Below are 18,461 nucleotides of genomic sequence, written 5' to 3'. Positions count from 1 at the left end.
CTTCGTTTAATCGCTTTATAAATATCTATATAGTATATTTTTATATATGTAGATGTTTGTGCTTTATTTAACTATATCAATCTTTACCAAACTTCAAAATTACTTTAAATTTGCACCTGATTTTACGGGCAGTTATGCAGCTATGAAAGTATTAATTGTTGAAGATAATAAGGAATTGGCAGGAGGGATTGCAGAGTATCTCAGTGGAGAAAAATACATCTGCGAGCCGGTATATGATGTGCAGACAGCTGCAGAGAAACTGGCGTTATTTACTTACGATTGCATCCTGGTAGATATCATGTTGCCGGATGGTAATGGCCTGGAGTTGCTGAAGCTGATCCGCAAGGAGCATATCCGTAGTGGCATCCTTATCATTTCGGCAAAAGATGCGTTGGACGACAAGATACTCGGCCTCGAAGAAGGCGCTGATGATTATGTGACCAAGCCTTTTCATATGTCGGAGTTACATGCCCGCATCAGGGCTATTTACCGCCGTAAACAGCTGGAAGGCCCCAGTAATCTGGTCAACTTTAATGAATTTGCGTTGAACACCGATACTATAGAAGCTTCTGTTAATGAGCAACTACTGGATGTTACACGCAAAGAATTTGATCTGTTATTGTATTTTATTGTCAATAAAAACAGGGTACTCTCCAAACAGGCGATTGCTGCGCATCTCTGGGGAGATTACACCGATAATCTTGCTAACTTTGATTTTGTATATCAGCACGTAAAAAATCTACGTAAAAAAATCAGCGCGGCAAAAGGAACGGATTATATAGAAACGGTGTATGGCCTGGGTTATAAGTTTAATACGTCCAAATCATGAAACTGCTCAATAAAATGTCGATCTGGTTTCTCGGGATCATCTTCCTGCTGACGCCAATCACCATGCTTATTTCGAGGAATAATATCAAGAAGCATCTTGATCAGGCGGAGATTGCACGCATGACGGCAGTGAATGACCATGTCTATAACCAGCTGCTGGCGGGAGATGTGCCTGATCAGTATACCCATGGCCGCGCGATTACCGTGAGCCTGTACAATGGAAAGATGCCACAAGAAAGAGTGCAGACGGTCATTAGCAATAACATAAAAGATGACCTGGTAGAGAATGAATGCCGTATTACCGTGAGCTCTTATTATCCATATGGTAACCAGATCTATAAAATATCTTCCTATAACTATGTGCTGAAGTCGAACGAGCTTTTCAAGGATATGGCGAAAACAGTATTTTGGAAAATGCTGATCATGATTGTCGCCGTTGTACTTACCGCCAGGTTGTTATCTCGTATACTATTATCGCCGCTGCATCGTAGTATGAAAAGCATTAAACGCTTTGATCTTAAAAGGAAAGATAGTAACATAGATCTGCCAGAAACTACCACCACCGAATTCAAAGAGCTGAATGATTTTCTGAAGCGAATGACTACGCGTGCAAAAGCAGATTATGCTGCCGTGAAAGAGTTCAGTGAAAATGCTTCTCATGAGCTACAAACCCCGCTGGCCGTGGTCCGTAGCAAACTTGACTTATTGAGTCAGACAGATATAGACAGCAAACAGGCCGAGTTAATTGGCGATATGCAATCAGCGATTGAGCGTTTGTCGCATATCAACAGGTCTTTAGTTTTGCTTACCAAACTTGAAAACCACGAGTATAATGCTTCTGAGAATATTCAGTTCTGTAAGATCGCGCGTAATGTGCTAGCAACTTATGAAGATTGGATCAATCTGAAGGACATTAAATTACAAACATCACTGGATAAAAATATTCCAATCAAAATACATCCTGCATTGGCGGAAATGCTGATCAGCAACCTGCTCAGCAATGCTATCCGTCATAATTTAGCAGAGGGTGGAGAGATGAAAGTGGAGCTGACTGCAGGGCATTTTAGTGTGCGCAATACCGGTCATCCACCAATAATGCCGACTGAAGAGCTTTTTCACCGCTTCAAGAAGAGCAATCAGTGCAATAACAGTATAGGCTTGGGTTTGGCTATTGTAAAACAGATTTGCGAAGTAAATGACTTTACTGTGACGTATAATTTTGAAGACGGCTGGCATCAGTTAGATGTATGTTTTGTATCTCCTAAATCCGCTGTGGTAAATAGTTCTGTGACGGAGCCGTCTGTAGGTAAAGTCGCACTCTCCTGATTTTTTCTTTAGATTTTTTTCAATTCTGTAGTATCCTTCAAATTTACTTCAAAATGTGACGGTCACTTTGCAGTGAAATTCATTCAGACTTTCGGCTGTAATTTAAACCATCACTATGTGGAGTAAGAAACTATCGTTGTTGGCGCTATCCTTTATGCTGATGAATAGCTACCTGCATGCTCAGCAGGTAATCACGCTTCAACAGGCCATTGATACGGCCGTCTCTAATTATGGTACCATCAAGGCAAAGGCCAGTTATACCGCCGCCAGCAATGAGCAGGTGAAGCAGGCGCGCCGTGAGTACCTCCCTAACTTTAATATTTCCGCGCAACAGGATTACGGTACCGTCAACGGCCAGAATGGGCCGCTGTATGGCTTTGGTGGCCTCGCTGCCGCCTCGTCTGGTCTTCCTCTCGATCATCAGAACTGGAATGCCGCATTCGGCGCACTATATCTAACTAATGTGAACTGGGATTTCTTTGCATTTGGTCGTGCAAAAGAGAAAGTGAAAACTGCAATGGCAGCCGCTACTCAGAACGATAAAGACTGGCAACAAGAGATATTTAAGCACAAAATAAAAGTAGCGGCTGCTTATCTTAATCTTGTTGCTGCACAGCAGCTGACACGTAGCTTCAAGGATAATATGGACCGCGCGGATACTGTCCGCCGTATTGTTCGTACCCGTGTACTAAATCATCTGATAGCAGGTGTAGATTCATCTCAGGCCAATGCAGAATACTCCAGTGCGCGTATCTCCTGGACAAAATCTAAAGATGCAGAGCAGGAGCAAAGCAACCAATTGGCACAGCTGATGGGCATACCGCCACGTGAGTTTGAAGTAGATACCAATTTTGTAAAAAGAGTACCCAATCTAAATGCAGGCAACGACGCCGCAGATAGTCACCCAGTATTACAATGGTATAAAAGCAGGATCGCATTAAGCGAAGAACAGACCAGGTACTATAAAACACTGTACTATCCAGCGTTTTCACTGGTGGGTGTTTTACAGACAAGAGGTTCCGGATTTGGTAATGGTTATGCCGCTGATCAGCATGATTTCAGCCAGTCTTATTGGGATGGCATCAAACCTACGCGCACCAACTATTTGCTTGGTGTAGGCGTTACCTGGAATATCTCTCAGCCCCTACGTATTTCCAGGCAGGTGAAGGCACAGCAACAAATCAGCAAAGGACTGCAGTATGAATATGAACTGGCTGGACAACAGATCCATGCACAGTTACAGCTCAGCGATACTAAAATAGAAAATGCATTAAGCAACGTACGGGAAGTGCCGGTACAGGTGAAAGCCGCGTCTGATGCCTATCTGCAAAAAACAGTATTATATAAGAATGGCCTGACTAACCTCGTAGATGTTACCCAGGCAGCCTATGCACTCATCAGGGCACAAACAGACCGCGATATCGCATTTGTCAACGTTTGGCAGGCATTGCTTTTGAAAGCAGCTGCAGCAGGAGATTTTAACGTATTCGAACAATAACGGCACCGGCTAAACGGAAACCATGCTTCTTTTATTTAAGAAAAGATAATTATGAACCTAATAAGTTTTGCGCTAAAGAAACCCATCACCATACTTGTGCTGGTAGCCGGTTTATTCTTCTTTGGGATCAAAGCGGTAACGAGTATTAAGATTGATATTTTCCCTAAACTGGATATGCCTGTGCTGTATGTATCTCATCCTTTCGGTGGTTACACGCCTGCACAGATGGAAACTTACTTTGCAAAGCAATATATCAACGTCTTCCTGTTCGTGAATGGCGTGAAAAGTATTGAAACAAAAAATATCCAGGGCCTTACCCTGATGAAGATCAACTTCTATCCTGGTACCAACATGGCGCAGGCGGCAGCTGAAGTGAGTGCCTTTTCCAACAGGATACAGGCGATATTTCCACCGGGCTCCAACCCGCCGTTTATCATCCGCTTCGATGCCTCTACGCTGCCCGTAGGACAGCTGGTATTGAGCAGTGATAAACGCAGCAACAACGAACTGCTGGATATGGCCAACTTATATGTTCGTTCGTCCTTTACCTCCATACCAGGCCTGGTGGCCTCTCCGCCGGTAGGTGGTAACGTACGTACCATCGTTATCAAAGCAGATCCTGAATTAATGCGTCAGCACAATCTGACGCCTGATCAGCTGGTAGAAGCCATGCGATTGAACAACCAAACCGCTCCTTCTGGTAACGTACGTATCGGTGATAAAAACTACATGACGCCGGCAAATACCACTATTAAGAACGTGAAAGATTTTGAGAATATCCCTTTGTTTAAAGGTGATGTTTCCAATCTCTATCTTCGCGATGTTGCCACTGTAGAAGATGGTGCAGATATCACCTCCGGGTATGCGCTTGTTAACGGCCGTCGTTCTGTGTATCTGAGCATCGCTAAAAGTGCAGATGCGTCTACCTGGGAAGTGGTTCAACGCCTTAAAGCATCCCTGCCTAAAATACAGGCACAACTGCCGGATGATGTGAAACTCAGCTATGAGTTCGATCAGTCTACCTATGTAATCAATTCAGTAAAAAGTTTATTGTCGGAAGGCGCGATTGGTGCAATCCTCACAGGTTTGATGGTATTGCTCTTCCTGGGTGATGCCCGAGGCGCGATGATCGTTATCATGACTATCCCGACATCTATTATATCTGCTGTACTGTTTCTCAGTTTGTTCGGACAAACAATCAATATCATGACGCTGAGCGGCCTTGCCCTGGCTATTGGTATATTGGTAGATGAGAGTACGGTAACGATTGAAAATATTCACCAGCACCTGGATATGGGTAAACCCAAAGCCCTGGCTATTTGGGATGCCTGCCAGGAAATTGCGTTCCCTAAATTGCTCATCCTGTTTTGTATCCTGGCGGTATTTGCGCCAGCGTTCACGATGGGTGGCATTCCTGGATCATTGTTCCTGCCACTGGCATTGGCGATTGGTTTCTCTATGATCATCTCTTACTTCCTGGCACAAACCTTTGTACCTGTGATGGCTAACTGGATGATGAAAGTCAAGCATCACAAAAAAGCCGATGGTCATAATATGACCGACGCAGAAGAATATGCTGCAGCAGGCCTTCCACAAGGCAGTGAAACTAATACGTGGGATCAGAAAGAAATACTGGTGAAACAGGCGGACAGCAACCGTGATGGTAAAGTGAGCCGGTTTGAAAAGCTGCGTTATCGCTATTTAAATTTCCTGGAGCGTATCATGCCTTACCGTCGTCCGATTGTGATTGGTTACCTGGTAGTAGTATGTGGCATGGTGGCGTTGTTGCTCGCTTCTATAGGTAGAGATGTATTACCTAAAGTAAATGGAGGACAGTTTCAGGTGAGGATGCGACTTGCTGACGGTACACGTATCGAAAATACAGAAGCAGCCACTATTCAGCTTACACACGCCGTTGAAAATATTGTAGGTAAGGAAAATGTGCAAATTACTTCTGCCTATGCAGGTACGCACCCACAACAATTTTCTATCAGCCCTATCTTCCTTTGGATGGCAGGACCACATGAAGCTGTATTGCAGGTAGCATTGAAAGAGGATTATAAAACGAATCTTGATGAGCTGAAAGATAAGATCAGGGATAGAATGGCGAAGGAAGTGCCGGGAATGAAATTGTCTTTTGAACCTATTGAGCTGACAGATAAAATTTTGAGTCAGGGTTCTCCAACACCTGTAGAGGTAAGGTTTTCAGGTCGTGATAAGAAGCTGAACGAAACTTATGCCCTGAAAATGGTGGAAGAATTGAAAAAGATCCCTTATCTGCGTGATGTACAGATAGGTCAGGCGCTTCACTATCCATCAGTGAATGTTGATATCGATCGTGTACGTGCGGCGCAGCTGGGCGTAGATATGAGTGATGTTTCCCGTTCGCTGATCGCATCTACTTCGTCTTCCCGTTTTACAGAAAAAAATATCTGGGTAGATGAAAAAGGTAGTAATAGTTATAACGTGCAGGTGCAGATACCTGAAAATAAAATGACTACGAAGGAAGATATCAGCGAGATACCATTGCTGAAGAATGCTTCCCGTCCTGTATTAGGCGATGTGGCTACACTGACCAACAGCACTACTTATGGGGAAATCGATAACCTTGGTGCTATGCCGATGATAACGGTAACGGCTAACCTGAATAAGAAAGATCTTGGGTATGCTACCAAGGATGTACAGAAGGCTATTGAGCGTTTAGGCAAGCTGCCAAGAGGTTTGAATGTGGAGCCTATCGGTATGAGTAACACGTTAACGGATACACTGGATAGTTTACAGGGAGGTCTGATTGTAGCCATTGTGGTAATATTCCTGATGCTGGCGGCCAACTTCCAGTCCTTCAAAGTATCTGCGGTAGTACTGGCAACGGTTCCGGCGGTATTGCTTGGTTCACTGGCATTATTGATGATGTGTCGTTCTACGCTTAACCTGCAATCTTATATGGGTATGATTATGTCTGTGGGCGTATCAATCTCCAACGCGGTATTGCTGATTACGAATGCGGAGCAGCTGAGGAAGGTGAATGGAGATGCGACATTGTCGGCTAGAGAGGCTGCCGCCTTGCGTTTGCGCCCGATTATGATGACCGCCCTGGCGATGGTGGTAGGTATGATACCTATGGCCAGTGGCCTCGGAGAAGCCGGCGATCAGTCATCCCCACTAGGAAGGGCTGTAGTAGGCGGTTTGATTGCATCTACCTTTGCCGCTTTATTTATTCTGCCACTGGCATTTGCCTGGGGGCAGGGTAAGGCTAGCACACAGAGTGTTTCGCTGCATCCAAGAGATGAAGAAAGCATTCATTATATACCAGAAGACGACAAAAAATAATTCAGATCATTTTAAAATACATCATATGAATAGCGGTTTGCGTATTACATTTCCTTTTTTATCAGCGATGATCATCGGCCTGGGATTGCAGAGCTGTGGCACTTCCGAGGCGAAGGAGGAAAAGAATGCCGCAGTGGAAACGCCGGCATTGCAGACATTCAACCTATCTAAAGGGACCCTGTCTTCCAGCATAAAAATTCCTGGTGAGCTGATTGCTTTCCAGCAAGTAGATCTATACGCCAAAGTAAGCAGCTTTGTGAAGAAGTTAAATGCAGATGTTGGTACAGAAGTAAGTTCAGGCCAGGTGCTGGCTACGATGGAAGCTCCTGAAATCAATGCACAGATGTCTGGTGCAGAATCCAGACTGAAATCACAGGAGGCCATCTATCTTTCCAGCAAAGCCAATTACGATCGTTTGCTGGAAACCAGTAAAACGCCGGGAACGGTTTCTCAGAACGATCTGGACATCGCCTATGCGCGTCAGAAATCAGATCTGGCGCAGCTGGATGCCGCTAAGGCTTCTGTTCGTGAAATCACTGATAATCGCAACTACCTGGAGATACGCGCACCATTCAGTGGTGTGATCACTGCCCGTAACGTCAGCGCAGGCGCCTATGTAGGCCCGGCAGGTAAGGGTTCTGAGCTGCCTATCTTCACTTTACAAGAGCAGAAAAGACTGCGTTTAGTCGTGAGCGTGCCAGAAGCATATACCAGCTATCTGAGCAACCAGAGCGAAGTTTCCTTTACTGTAAGATCGCTCAACAACAGAAAGTTTACCGGCAAGGTTGTACGTCTGGCAGGTGCGCTGGATCGTAAGCTTCGTTCTCAGCATATAGAAGTAGATGTTACCAATACGGATAAAACCTTACTGCCAGGCATGGTAGCAGAAGTATTGCTGCCGTTGAACAGTGGGGTGAGCAACTTTGTAGTACCTGGCAGCGCTGTGCTGAACAGTACCAAAGGCGTGTTTGTTATCCGCATACAAAATCATAAAACTCAGTGGGTGCCTGTCACCATTGGAAGAAGTGAAGATGGTAAGACGGAGGTCTTCGGCGAAATCGCTGATGGTGACCAGCTGGTAACCGTTGCTACGGAAGAAGTACGTGAAGGTGTGGAAGTGCCGGCGACAAAAAATACTAAATAAAAATTTTCAATAGAAAATAGGTTGATAAATGTAAGGCTGATCTGTATCTACAGAACAGCCTTTTTTTATGTGCGAAAAGATAGTGTTTTGTTTTTCTTCGCCGTTAGGGACGGCCTAAATTCTCTCACCTTCAACGATGCTAACATCCGGCACGGAAAGATCAATTACTTTATTGAATTGCAGTCCGGCAGCTTCCAGCAGCAGTTTGAATTCCGCTGCGGTGCGCTCTTTACCACCGGTTACAGTTAGCATAGTGATATCCATCAGCTTACCACGGTGTTGAATATTGGGTGGTGGAATGACCGCATCTACGATCAGTAGTTTGCTGCCGGGTTTCATGGCTTTATAACAGTTGTGCAGTATGCGGATGGCTTCAGGTTCATGCCAGTCGTGCATGATCAGTTTCATCATATAGGCGTCTGCGTTAGGCGGCACTTCCTGGAAGAAATCGCCACCCAGTGCCTGACAACGATCGCTGAGGCCTCTTGCAGCGATGGAGCGTTTCGTTTGTTCGACAACGTAAGGCTGGTCGTATACGATGCCTTGCAGCTGTGGTGCGATGGTTAGCGCGGCCATCAGCAGTTCGCCGTTGCCCCCGCCAACATCCACGATGCTATTGAATTGGGAGAAGTTATATGCCGCTACCACTGTCTGATCGGTGAATTGCGTGAGCCGCGTCATCGACTCCATGAAGTTGAGTGCATCGTCGGGATGTGCGGTATAATATTCCCAGAGGTCCATCTGGTAGATATGATTGGAGGAGGGCTTGCCCGTTTGGGTGCTATAGAGCAAGGCGCCCCATGGCGCATATAATTCGCCCATACATAGCTGGTAGTATTGTTTCATGGTGCCGGGAGCGTTGGTGGTGAGTCCTATGGCAAGGGGTGTCATCACAAATTCTCCGTTGGCTGTTTCTTCAAAGAAGCCTTCGCCAGCCAGCGCACGTAATACGCGGTACAAGGAAGGTGCATGGGAATCAGTGGCAGTGGCGAGATCATGTAAACTTTTGGGCCCTTCGCTTAGTATGTCTGAAATATTTAATTTGCAGGCTACATACAAGCAGCAGGAGAGCCATTGCTGTGCCTGGATGTGGAGGAGTTTTTCCGTGTAGGCGTTGGAGTGGGAAGATGCCATAAGCGTATTATTAGTGATGATGAGATAATCGCGTTTAGCCGGTAGCGTTGGAGACGCAGGGAAGATGAAAATAGGGAGAGAGGCTGCAGGGAAGCCGCAGTCAGGATATGCAATGGGAAGTTTGTACTTGTTTTAGCAAGTACGTATATACATTATTGGTAGTACAGCGTATGAAGCTGTTAATGGGTGTTTTATTCGTTTAATAAACTTGCTGGAAGTGGATTTACAGTAACAGCAGCTTCATTGGAAGAATTTATCCAATGTATAATTTGCTTTGCTTGCATAACCAGGCCGATGAGCAGGAGTGCTATCGCAATAGCAATATTCAATCGCCAGTTATTATTTTCCTTTTCTTCTACTTGTGAAGGTGTGAATAGCCGCTGTCCACGTGCTTCACAGCCGATCACCCGGATGCCTTTATCGGGTTTGTTGATCAGGCTTTCGTCCTGGGCTTGCACCTGTGCCTGGATGGTGTCGCCAGCATGTAAGGAGCTGAAGATGTTGTATGTGGCATTATTTCTTTCTATCATTGATAAGGCGCCATGGCATATGATGAAGGTAGCGCGGTAATTGTCGGATTTCAGCTGGTAGCTACGGGAAGCGCCGGCACCAGTGCCTATCAGGCGAGGGTTTTCTTTTAGTATGATGTTTACAGGAAGGAGGTCAGTAGCCCTATAGCGATCATTATGGAAATAATTCAGGGCAAGGCCGCATATTCCTGCCAGTAAAAACAGGTTTTTGAGTGTATTGACACTGATACGTGTAGGTTGGTATTCGCGTTCTTTTATTAGGTATTGAACAGCTGGCATGGCTTGTTTTAATTAATGGTTGCAGGTAATCAGGAGGCGATGGATACTGTATCTCCCAGTACATTCTTTCGGTGTTCCAGTCCCCATTCCACCATTACGTCCAATACATTTTTAATGGATTGGCCCGAAGCGGTTACCTCGTATTCAATGACTACCGGCGCAGTACTATGTACTTTCCTGGTGATGATGCCATTGATTTCAAGTTCTTTTAATTCCTTGGAGAGCATGCGGGGATTGATGTTAGGAATACTTCTTTCTATCTCCTTAAAACGCTTGCTGCCGCTTACAATGGCGCCAATGATATATAGCTTCCATTTTCCGCTGATCACATTCAACGTATCATGCAGTGCCAGCAGATATTGTGCCGGGCAGGGAGCAAATGGTTTCCTTTTTGTCATGTTGTTGGCATTGGCTGCTATACCAAAGTATAGCGCTATACTTTAGTATAGTAGTTACTTTTGTATAGCGAAGGTAAGTAATTTTGCATTGGAAGCTTCATACAGGTTACGTAGTCTGAATCATTATCTCATTAAAAAATCAACAGTATGATATTAGTAACCGGCGCCAATGGGCATTTCGGGGGTATCACCATAGACGAGTTATTGCAGAAAGGTGTCAACGCAGCCTCCATTGCTGCATTGGTACGTAGTGAAGAAAAGGGACAAGCCCTTCGGGCAAAAGGGATACAGGTAAGAATAGGAGATTATAATGATCCTGCTTCCCTGCAAACGGCCTTCCAGGGAGTTGAAAAACTCTTACTGGTTTCCGGCACAGAACTTGCGCAACGCAGCCAGCAGCAGGAGAATGTGGTACATGCCGCGAAAAAGGCTGGTGTGCATCATATCGTTTATACCAGCGTGGAACGTAAATCAGAAGGCAGTGATTCGCCGATAGCATTTATAGCAGACTCACATCTACACACAGAAAAAGCAATACTGGCCAGTGGTATACCATATACCATCCTTCGTAATAATCTATACCTGGATTATCTGCCGGCATTATTAGGCAGTAAGGTAACGGAAACGGGTGTACGAGTACCTGTATTGAAATCTGGTGCTGGTATGGCTTTACGCAGTGATATGGCTGCTGCCGCGGCAAATGTTTTAATACAGGAAGGACATCTCAATAAATCATACCATATATCTGCTGACCCAGTGACATATGAAGAGATAGCTGTTTTTATCAGTGAAACTATCGGCAAAACAATTACTGCCACTGCTGTTACCTTGAACGAATACATTCAGCTGCTGGTCGCTGGGGGCTTCCCGGAAGATCATGCCACAGGATTTTCAGGCTTTGCAGTAGCCATTGGCAATGGTGAGCTGCTGGCCGAAAACCCAGACCTGGAAAGGATCCTGGGACGTAAGCCTGTTTCGGCAAAAGAATTTATTACAACAGTATATTCAAAATTATAGTATAGATACATGCATCGGAAGCGATTTTTATCATTGATGGCGGTGCTGCCCCTGCTGAAAACAGCCAGGGGCGTGGAAAAGCTCTTGCATCACCCTAATGCATTGGCCGAAAGTGATAAGATGCCAGTATTTTTTGTGGGGCACCAGGACTTCTCCTTGTCGCCCCACATTACGCCTTTTACACAATGCCTGAGAGATATGGGCAGTTCCGTGAAACCCACTGCTATATTAGTAATTTCAGCACATTGGCTCACCCTGGGTAATACATATGTCAATATCTCTGAAAAGTTTGATACCCCTGAATATCCCGCTCATGGTGCTCCTCAGACGGCTGCACTTATAAAAACACTGGCACATGTTTCGGACGAACCCGCGCGAGACCTTGATCATGGTGCCTGGAGCGTATTAAGGCACCTTGCCCCCAATGCAGACATCCCTGTGCTGGAGATGAGCATCGATATGGAAATGCCGCTGGACCAGCATTACCAGCTGGCGCGGCAGCTCAGCGCCCTTCGGCGTAGGGGCGTGCTCATTGTAGGCAGTGGCAATATCGTGCATAACCTGGAGCTGACGGCCTTGCGATTCTGGACGGAAAAGCCTTTCGACTGGGCGCTGGAATTCGAAAGCTGGGCCAGGAGCAGGATTGAGAACAGGGATTTATCTGGCCTGTTTCAATATTACAAACTAGGAAAAGTGGCGCGCTATGCCGTGCCTACCATGGACCATTACCTGCCCATGTTGTATTGTATGTCACTCTGCGATCCTGGAGAGCCCATTGTTTTTACCCATGAAGAAGTGGTGAAAGGCATGGCCTTTACCTGCTTTCGGGTAGGATAGCAGGGATATGTAGGATCCGCCTGTAGTAGTTGTACTCGCTGGTGATCTCGTCTTTAAATGCCATGTCTTCATCGAAGATATTAGGATCGCGGGCATAAATGCCAGCAGGGAAATAGCCCAGGTCGATGCCTCCGCCGCCGCAAATGGCGCAGCCTCCGTCGCCACCCTTCATAAAATACTCACTGTCCATCAGGATTTCACTGTGGTAAGGATTATTAGCGATCACCAGTCCAAACTGATTGGGTGTATCAAGGTAATAAGGTTCCGTTGGCGTATGCCCTGTTTCGAAATGATGGTATTTCTTCGTATAGTCGAGTTGGTTACCCCAGGGATATAAGGTGCGTGCGCCGCCACCGGCGAGGTATTCCCATTCATCTTCTGTAGGGAGTCTGAATCCTGTAGCCACTACTGAGGCTACAAACTCATCGTAGCTCCTACCTTCGTAAAGCTGTATGGTAATATTGCTGCCTCGGCGTTTCACGCGATAGCTTTCATCTACAATATAAGTATAGTTTTCCCGTTCAGATGCCTGTACTTCCGCTAGGGTAGTCTGGAAGTCATTGAATTCGGCCAGGCGAGGATCATCCGCTGAAATTTCGAACCAGCCTGTTTCCTGAGCTACGCGTTCTACGAGCATGGGAGGAATATTGACTGTCCTTACAGGTGACAGCGCCGCGTTGAAATAGGTATCCATTTCTTCTCGGTTACCTTCAAATTGTTCAAGGATATTTTCCAGATTTTTACCGGAGTAAGCTACCTTGGCTAACCCTAAAGTAACCGTATCTCCAGGTACAAAAACGAATTCCTGACCTTCAAAATCGAGTATGGCAGAAAAAATCTTTTGTTCAAACCGGTCAAATTTTTCGAAAGATTTGATAGAAAATCCCTGGAACCAGCTATTGGTTATTTGTTGTAAAAGATGGATTGCTTCTTCTTCCTTTAAGGTGTTCCATCGGCTACGATGTAGTAGGGTAGCGGTATTCATATGGTTAACGTTTAATAGAAAACCGAAGGTAGGAATTAATATAGGAATAACATACGCGTTATAGGACTCCTGATGAAAATTTAAAAATTTATATAGATTTGTACTCTATTTATGACTAACCGAATATTGAAAAACAAAAAAATCCATTTACCCAAATGAAGAAGACGACATGGCAGATTGCCGCTGACCGTATACTGCTTTACCCGGTGAGGGTTTACAAACCGCTAGCCATTGGGATGGCTGTGCTTTTCCTGGCGTTATGGTACTTCATGGTAATGACAGCGCCGGAATTACAACATGGTACAACTGCTATCAAAGGCTATATTTTTATTGCGTTTGCATCTGCATTGCTGTATTTTATGGGTGGTACTACGGTAGTATTCGACAATACTAAAAAGCGCATGTATAAGATGATTGGCGGGATAATCGCTACAGGCGGTATTCCCTTCGATGAAATTGCCGCTATCCAGGACGTATTAGGTACGCACGGTCTTGTATTCAGGGCGTTTAAAAAATCAGACAGACATGGTAAAGGAATCACCATCTCTTCCTATTATGGAAGCTGGAAAAGTAAAGATGCCAACCAGTTTAATGAGGAAGTATTACCAAAGGTAGGAGAGATGATTTTTGGTAAAACGGAGGAAAGAATTGTGAATACTTATGTTCCGATTAGTGACTTTACCTTCTATGAAGAGAAGAATAACCTGTTTGTAATGAAACAGAAACGTATAACCCTGGTTGCTTTTCTGCTGCTGTCACTTGTATGGTGCTATTATGCGGTGAAAAAAGAAGGTACAATAAGTTTCGACAATGCATTCCAGTATTGGGCTTTCCTATTGTTACCTTTCATTCTTACACTTGCTTGCCTGATGGGATTGTTGACAAACTACGCTTTCGATAAACATAATAAGAAAATCATCCGTTCTTATATTGGAGGTCTGTACAAGAAGGAAAGTAACTATGATGATTTTGTACGATTCACTATCATCAGAAAAACAACCAACTTCATCTATTCAGGAACAGAGGTAAGAATGGAGTTGCGTCATCCAACGCAGAAGGATAAACTGATGTATGTGACCATGAGGAGATTCAGTGGCACCGGTAAGATCCAGCGTTTTCTGGAAGAAACACATAATATATTAGGTAATGTTGCTCCGCAATAGCATTTAATATAAAAAAAATATAAAAGCGAAAGGCATCGTGTACTCGATGCCTTTCGCTTTTATGCTGATATATTTTTAATAAGGGTCCATGATGTTGCTGGAAACATAGCGGGTGGTTCTCCAAAGCTGTCCGGGATTAATACTTCCTTTAAATACATTAGAATAGACTGTAAAACCATGCTCATCACCGGAAGAGAGCCTGATACGCAGGTTAGTTTTGATAGCGCCGGTATATTGCGGACATACCAGCGACCAATACTTTTGCGGCTTCAGCTCTTCTGTGCCGTAGGAGTTGCCACACCAAGAGGATGGCAGGTATTCGATATCTGTCCATTCGTTATCCTGGTAGGCTTGTACTACCATGTATAACCTTCCGTCCTGGACATGAAATGTAGTTAGCGTATCAGTAGTATTGGCCAGCCATACCTGGTATCCAAGTGTACTACTGTTATAGCCCATCACGCTATCTGTATTTACAATCACCTGTATTTTGCCTGGAGCAAATTTTTGTGTAGGCTGGATAGGTGCGGGCATTGGTAGTTCATACTTGAAGAAACGATACCTTGGACTATTTTCATGAGGAGGCTCTGAACTTACAGCAAAGGTTCCATAGTTCTTGGAACTCACGTTTAATGGGCGTTTTATCGTGTCGGCCTGCATCGCCCAAATTACTTTCCCTTGTTGGTTGATATAAAGTGGTTTGTCTTTTAAGGTGGTTAAAAAAAGTCCATCTCTTAATACTATCCTGCTATCCTGGTCCAGACCAGCTTTCATTATCACGTGGCCGTTTAAATCAGCTATACCTCTATGACCGTTGTTATAAAATACAACAAAGCCTTCCGCTAAAGACCAGGTATCATCCACACTACCATTTATTTTTCCAACAGGCTTTAAGCTGGTATCTACAAGTTGAGATTCCTCGAAAGGGTTTTTCTGCACCACAGCTACACCCTGGTAAAATAGTTCTGAGCTTGCATCGTAAATGGAGTCCAGGAATTGGCCGAATTGGTTTATGATAATGCCTTTATCATGGTTGTAGTTTTTTACAAAATACCTGTTAGCGCCAAGGTATCGTATAACTGATGCGGTACTGGTATCTCTAAAAAAAGGTTTGTCTTGGTAATCCGTTATTTGTATATATATGCGATGATCACCGGAATATTTTTTCGAAATGATCCTTGTGGGAGCCGCATGCTCTATACACATACTAATATCTGAAGCATGCAAATAGACGTGAAAAGTGGAATCAAATAGCACACTGATTTTATTGTTGTCTGCTTTTCGGGCAAGCAGATAACCATCTTGTAACGGCAAGATGTCGCAATAACCAATGACAGTATGAAAAGTATCGTCTTTAAATTGCGCCATTTTTTCAATATCGTGATTGTCGTTATAGAAGAGAAACAGATTGTTTGAATAAGCTGTAATTCTCTGGTATATCGTATCTGCCAAAAGTTTCCCAGATTTATTGATGATGCCATACTTTCCTTGTTGGCCTCGCACCTTTGCCAGTCCATGTAAAAAGGAGCTGGCTGATTCAAAAGGTGATTCAAATTGAAATTCTCCTTTTGGGTTAATGAAAATAGGCCTTTCTCCCTCATAAACCAGTGCCATGCCTTCATGGAAGGAGGTTGCATAATCATATTTTGCAGGAATTACCAATGCACCGGATGTATTGATATATCCGAAGTAACCATCCTTTCTTACGGCAGCGAGTCCCTCTGAAAAATCATCAGCTTCTGCATAAACAGCTGGTATGATAATCTTACCTTGTTGATCAATAAAACCGACTTTGTCTTTCTCCCAATAGATAAATAATGGTTTTATCATTAAGTGCATTACAGGCGGAAACCCCTGCCAGCAGCATGAAGAGGAGATATGTTTTCCAACGGTCCATAGGATAGGAATTTATATTACAGAAAGATAATTAATAGTGTTTTTTTTCTCGCCATAGTTGTCCTGGATTGATGCTGCCCTTGAAAACATTGCTGAATATGTAGGTGTGCGTAGTGCTATCTACGTTATTAGCTAGTTTATACCGTAGGTCGGTTTTAATACTGCCGGTATATTGCGGACAGGTAGTCATCCAGTACTGCTGCGGGCCAAGGGTTTCGGTACCATAGCTATCGTTACATATCACGTCCATCAGGTATTCAACATCTACCCATCGATTATTGTAATAAGCTTGCAGTACTAAATACAATCCTGAATCTTGTGTATCAATATCAATGGGCTTTGTAGTGGTATTGGCAATCAGTAAGGGATAACCCAAATATTTCGCTTCGAAGAGGATACTGGTATCTGTTCTGACCCTTATTTGTAATTGCCCTGGCCGGAAATTATTGGCCGCAGTGATTGGTTGTGGTTGCGGGAATGGTTCAAAACCAGGAGGTAAATCCAGTTCTTTTCCGGCAGACAATACATACGTATATCCGCTACGTTGCTCACTAATATTCAATGGTCGCTTTGTAGGATCGGGCCTGGTGGCGCGTACTACTTTATGATCATAATTAAGGTAGACGATTGCATTATTGATTTTTCCTTTGATGATACCATCTCTTATTTCCACAGGATACTCGCTATCAAAGACTGCAGGTACTACTATATTTCCTTTTTTATCTACAATGCCTATAAATTCTCCTTTGCTGAATTCATAATATTCGCCTTGGAGATGCACCGCTTTGATTGAATGAAAAGAGTGTTTTCCAAGGCGATGCCCACAGGTGTCTATCATCCAGTATTCTTCCTCATCATTATTGCTTTTTTGTACAAAAGCCACTCCATAATCAAATTCGTACGTCTCAATATTGTAGCAGGTATCGATGGTATGGCCATAAGGATCGATTACTATGTTTTCCCCTTCTCCTTTTTCTACAATGGCTCTGTTATTCTTATATGGTCTGATTCTCCCTTCATCTCTGTACCATATTTTTCCAGTAGTATCGATTACCTGGGAGTAGTTAATATGGTTGATGCTATCCCGTTTAGTGGCGATAATACGACCATTGGAATAGGCTTCCAGCGTATAGTTGGAAGTATCGGAGCGATAGATTTCGTGAAGTGTAGTATCCATTAGCATGTAAATAGTCCTGTTGTTAACAGGGTAAGTTTGGCCTATGAAGTAACCTTTTTCAGCTATTTCCAGCAATTGGAAGCGGGAGAAAGGCAACACCATTTTGCCATTCAAATTAATTGCTCCAAAGGAATCCCGATGATTTTCATATGCTTTATGTAGAAAGATGAGATTTTTATTATAATAAAGCAGATGGTTGTAGATAGTATCAACCACAAGATGACCTATGCTGTCAATAACGCCCATCATTTGCGTGGTAGTTGTTATTTGTGCATAACCATTTTTGAAGCGATCTACTTTTGCATATGAAGAGGTAAAAACTAATTTCCCCTGTTTGTTGATATACTGTGCCTGCGTGCCTTTATACACTAATGCCATGCCGTTATGAAAGGCTTCAGCACGGTCATAAGCCGCAGAAATGATCATCTTTCCAGATGGATCTATATAACCAAAATAGCCGTCTGATCTTACGGCAGCAAGTCCCTCTGAAAAATCATCAGCTTCTGCGTAAACAGGTGGTATGATAATCTTACCTTGTTGATCAATAAAACCGACTTTACCATGCTCAGTAAATATGAATAGTGGTTTGTCTTTAGGGAAATTACAGGCTGCAACTCCCGAGAGTAGCATTAGGAGGAAAAGTATTTTCCTGCTGATCATAGGATGTAGTGTTTAGGACATCGTAATATTACTGCTTTCTGGATAATTATGCAGTAATGAGGTTACAGGTATGGAGGCAGCGTTTTAATCAATCATAAATAAAGGGAACGAATCACATCGTTTCCTTAGATGATAGCCGAGAATTCTATCAATACTTCCATTTTGCATTTAGTAGCAAAGGAAGAAAGTAATGTATCTGTCGAGGCAGGCTGTTATCCGTTTTGTTTGATACGAATCAGTATCAGAAAGGTGAAGAACA

Annotated in this window: 14 protein-coding genes; 8 read left to right on the top strand and 6 right to left on the bottom strand. The window is 43.9% G+C overall.

Translation table 11 applies throughout. The features are described from left to right. Window positions 1-142: 142 nt before the first annotated feature. The 5 genes from ACE38W_RS13415 to ACE38W_RS13395 all read left to right on the top strand — a co-directional run bounded on the left by ACE38W_RS13415 (window position 143) and on the right by ACE38W_RS13395 (window position 8,126). Window positions 143-829 carry a response regulator transcription factor gene (locus tag ACE38W_RS13415; RefSeq protein ID WP_375831584.1) on the top strand — a complete coding sequence of 229 codons (687 nt, stop codon included), beginning with the start codon at window positions 143-145 and terminating at the stop codon, window positions 827-829. Then, window positions 826-2,154, top strand: coding sequence for a sensor histidine kinase (locus tag ACE38W_RS13410; protein ID WP_375831582.1), 1,329 nt, complete (start codon window positions 826-828; stop codon window positions 2,152-2,154). The genes ACE38W_RS13415 and ACE38W_RS13410 overlap by 4 nt, the downstream gene beginning before the upstream one ends. 115 nt (window positions 2,155-2,269) lie before the next feature. Further along, window positions 2,270-3,652: a TolC family protein gene (locus tag ACE38W_RS13405; protein ID WP_375831581.1), complete on the top strand. Its 1,383-nt coding sequence runs from the start codon at window positions 2,270-2,272 to the stop codon at window positions 3,650-3,652. Between the two features lie 51 nt (window positions 3,653-3,703). Next, window positions 3,704-6,982 carry an efflux RND transporter permease subunit gene (locus ACE38W_RS13400; protein ID WP_375831579.1) on the top strand — a complete coding sequence of 1,093 codons (3,279 nt, stop codon included), beginning with the start codon at window positions 3,704-3,706 and terminating at the stop codon, window positions 6,980-6,982. 25 nt (window positions 6,983-7,007) lie between these two features. Further along, entirely contained in the window at window positions 7,008-8,126 is a 1,119-nt protein-coding gene (locus tag ACE38W_RS13395) for an efflux RND transporter periplasmic adaptor subunit (protein WP_375831578.1), read from the top strand. A gap of 114 nt (window positions 8,127-8,240) precedes the next feature. Here ACE38W_RS13395 and ACE38W_RS13390 read toward each other — a convergent pair whose 3' ends face one another. The 3 genes from ACE38W_RS13390 to ACE38W_RS13380 form a co-directional block, all read right to left on the bottom strand. Next, window positions 8,241-9,260, bottom strand: a complete 1,020-nt coding sequence (locus tag ACE38W_RS13390; protein WP_375831577.1) for a methyltransferase — start codon at window positions 9,258-9,260, stop codon at window positions 8,241-8,243. 191 nt (window positions 9,261-9,451) lie between these two features. Beyond that, window positions 9,452-10,069, bottom strand: coding sequence for a hypothetical protein (locus ACE38W_RS13385; protein WP_375831575.1), 618 nt, complete (start codon window positions 10,067-10,069; stop codon window positions 9,452-9,454). A gap of 29 nt (window positions 10,070-10,098) precedes the next feature. Next, window positions 10,099-10,467 carry a winged helix-turn-helix transcriptional regulator gene (locus ACE38W_RS13380; RefSeq protein ID WP_375831573.1) on the bottom strand — a complete coding sequence of 123 codons (369 nt, stop codon included), beginning with the start codon at window positions 10,465-10,467 and terminating at the stop codon, window positions 10,099-10,101. 147 nt (window positions 10,468-10,614) lie between these two features. Between ACE38W_RS13380 and ACE38W_RS13375 the strand changes: the two genes are divergently transcribed. Further along, window positions 10,615-11,484, top strand: coding sequence for an SDR family oxidoreductase (locus ACE38W_RS13375; RefSeq protein ID WP_375831571.1), 870 nt, complete (start codon window positions 10,615-10,617; stop codon window positions 11,482-11,484). A 9-nt stretch (window positions 11,485-11,493) separates the two neighbouring features. After that, window positions 11,494-12,321 (top strand): dioxygenase, encoded by an 828-nt coding sequence (locus ACE38W_RS13370; RefSeq protein WP_375831570.1) that lies wholly within the window; start codon window positions 11,494-11,496, stop codon window positions 12,319-12,321. Here the strand turns inward: ACE38W_RS13370 and ACE38W_RS13365 are convergent. Continuing rightward, window positions 12,299-13,306, bottom strand: a complete 1,008-nt coding sequence (locus ACE38W_RS13365) for an SUMF1/EgtB/PvdO family nonheme iron enzyme (RefSeq protein WP_375831568.1) — start codon at window positions 13,304-13,306, stop codon at window positions 12,299-12,301. The genes ACE38W_RS13370 and ACE38W_RS13365 overlap by 23 nt on opposite strands. Window positions 13,307-13,461: 155 nt before the next feature. Between ACE38W_RS13365 and ACE38W_RS13360 the strand changes: the two genes are divergently transcribed. After that, window positions 13,462-14,469 (top strand): hypothetical protein, encoded by a 1,008-nt coding sequence (locus ACE38W_RS13360; RefSeq protein ID WP_375831566.1) that lies wholly within the window; start codon window positions 13,462-13,464, stop codon window positions 14,467-14,469. 75 nt (window positions 14,470-14,544) lie between these two features. On the opposite strand, the gene ACE38W_RS13355 is transcribed toward ACE38W_RS13360, so the two are convergent. Beyond that, window positions 14,545-16,299 (bottom strand): WG repeat-containing protein, encoded by a 1,755-nt coding sequence (locus ACE38W_RS13355; protein ID WP_375831564.1) that lies wholly within the window; start codon window positions 16,297-16,299, stop codon window positions 14,545-14,547. Window positions 16,300-16,396: 97 nt separating this feature from the next. Further along, complete coding sequence (locus tag ACE38W_RS13350) at window positions 16,397-18,202, bottom strand: WG repeat-containing protein (RefSeq protein WP_375831563.1); 1,806 nt, start codon at window positions 18,200-18,202, stop codon at window positions 16,397-16,399. Window positions 18,203-18,461: the final 259 nt, after the last annotated feature.

Origin of the sequence: Chitinophaga sp. Hz27, from assembly GCF_042263525.1 — a bacterium.
In the GTDB taxonomy this organism is placed as follows: domain Bacteria; phylum Bacteroidota; class Bacteroidia; order Chitinophagales; family Chitinophagaceae; genus Chitinophaga.
Note: the sequence above shows the minus strand (reverse complement) of the source record. Positions and strands in the feature narration are given on the sequence as shown.

Excerpts from the sequence above, each read along its gene's own strand:
- ACE38W_RS13385 (WP_375831575.1), bottom strand. The coding sequence starts at position 10,069 with ATGCCAGCTGTTCAATACCTAATAAAAGAACGCGAATACCAACCTACA.
- ACE38W_RS13360 (WP_375831566.1), top strand. The coding sequence starts at position 13,462 with ATGAAGAAGACGACATGGCAGATTGCCGCTGACCGTATACTGCTTTAC.
- ACE38W_RS13390 (WP_375831577.1), bottom strand. The coding sequence starts at position 9,260 with ATGGCATCTTCCCACTCCAACGCCTACACGGAAAAACTCCTCCACATC.
- ACE38W_RS13415 (WP_375831584.1), top strand. The coding sequence starts at position 143 with ATGAAAGTATTAATTGTTGAAGATAATAAGGAATTGGCAGGAGGGATT.
- ACE38W_RS13395 (WP_375831578.1), top strand. The coding sequence starts at position 7,008 with ATGAATAGCGGTTTGCGTATTACATTTCCTTTTTTATCAGCGATGATC.
- ACE38W_RS13375 (WP_375831571.1), top strand. The coding sequence starts at position 10,615 with ATGATATTAGTAACCGGCGCCAATGGGCATTTCGGGGGTATCACCATA.
- ACE38W_RS13365 (WP_375831568.1), bottom strand. The coding sequence starts at position 13,306 with ATGAATACCGCTACCCTACTACATCGTAGCCGATGGAACACCTTAAAG.
- ACE38W_RS13405 (WP_375831581.1), top strand. The coding sequence starts at position 2,270 with ATGTGGAGTAAGAAACTATCGTTGTTGGCGCTATCCTTTATGCTGATG.
- ACE38W_RS13410 (WP_375831582.1), top strand. The coding sequence starts at position 826 with ATGAAACTGCTCAATAAAATGTCGATCTGGTTTCTCGGGATCATCTTC.
- ACE38W_RS13355 (WP_375831564.1), bottom strand. The coding sequence starts at position 16,299 with ATGATAAAACCATTATTTATCTATTGGGAGAAAGACAAAGTCGGTTTT.
- ACE38W_RS13350 (WP_375831563.1), bottom strand. The coding sequence starts at position 18,202 with ATGATCAGCAGGAAAATACTTTTCCTCCTAATGCTACTCTCGGGAGTT.
- ACE38W_RS13380 (WP_375831573.1), bottom strand. The coding sequence starts at position 10,467 with ATGACAAAAAGGAAACCATTTGCTCCCTGCCCGGCACAATATCTGCTG.
- ACE38W_RS13370 (WP_375831570.1), top strand. The coding sequence starts at position 11,494 with ATGCATCGGAAGCGATTTTTATCATTGATGGCGGTGCTGCCCCTGCTG.
- ACE38W_RS13400 (WP_375831579.1), top strand. The coding sequence starts at position 3,704 with ATGAACCTAATAAGTTTTGCGCTAAAGAAACCCATCACCATACTTGTG.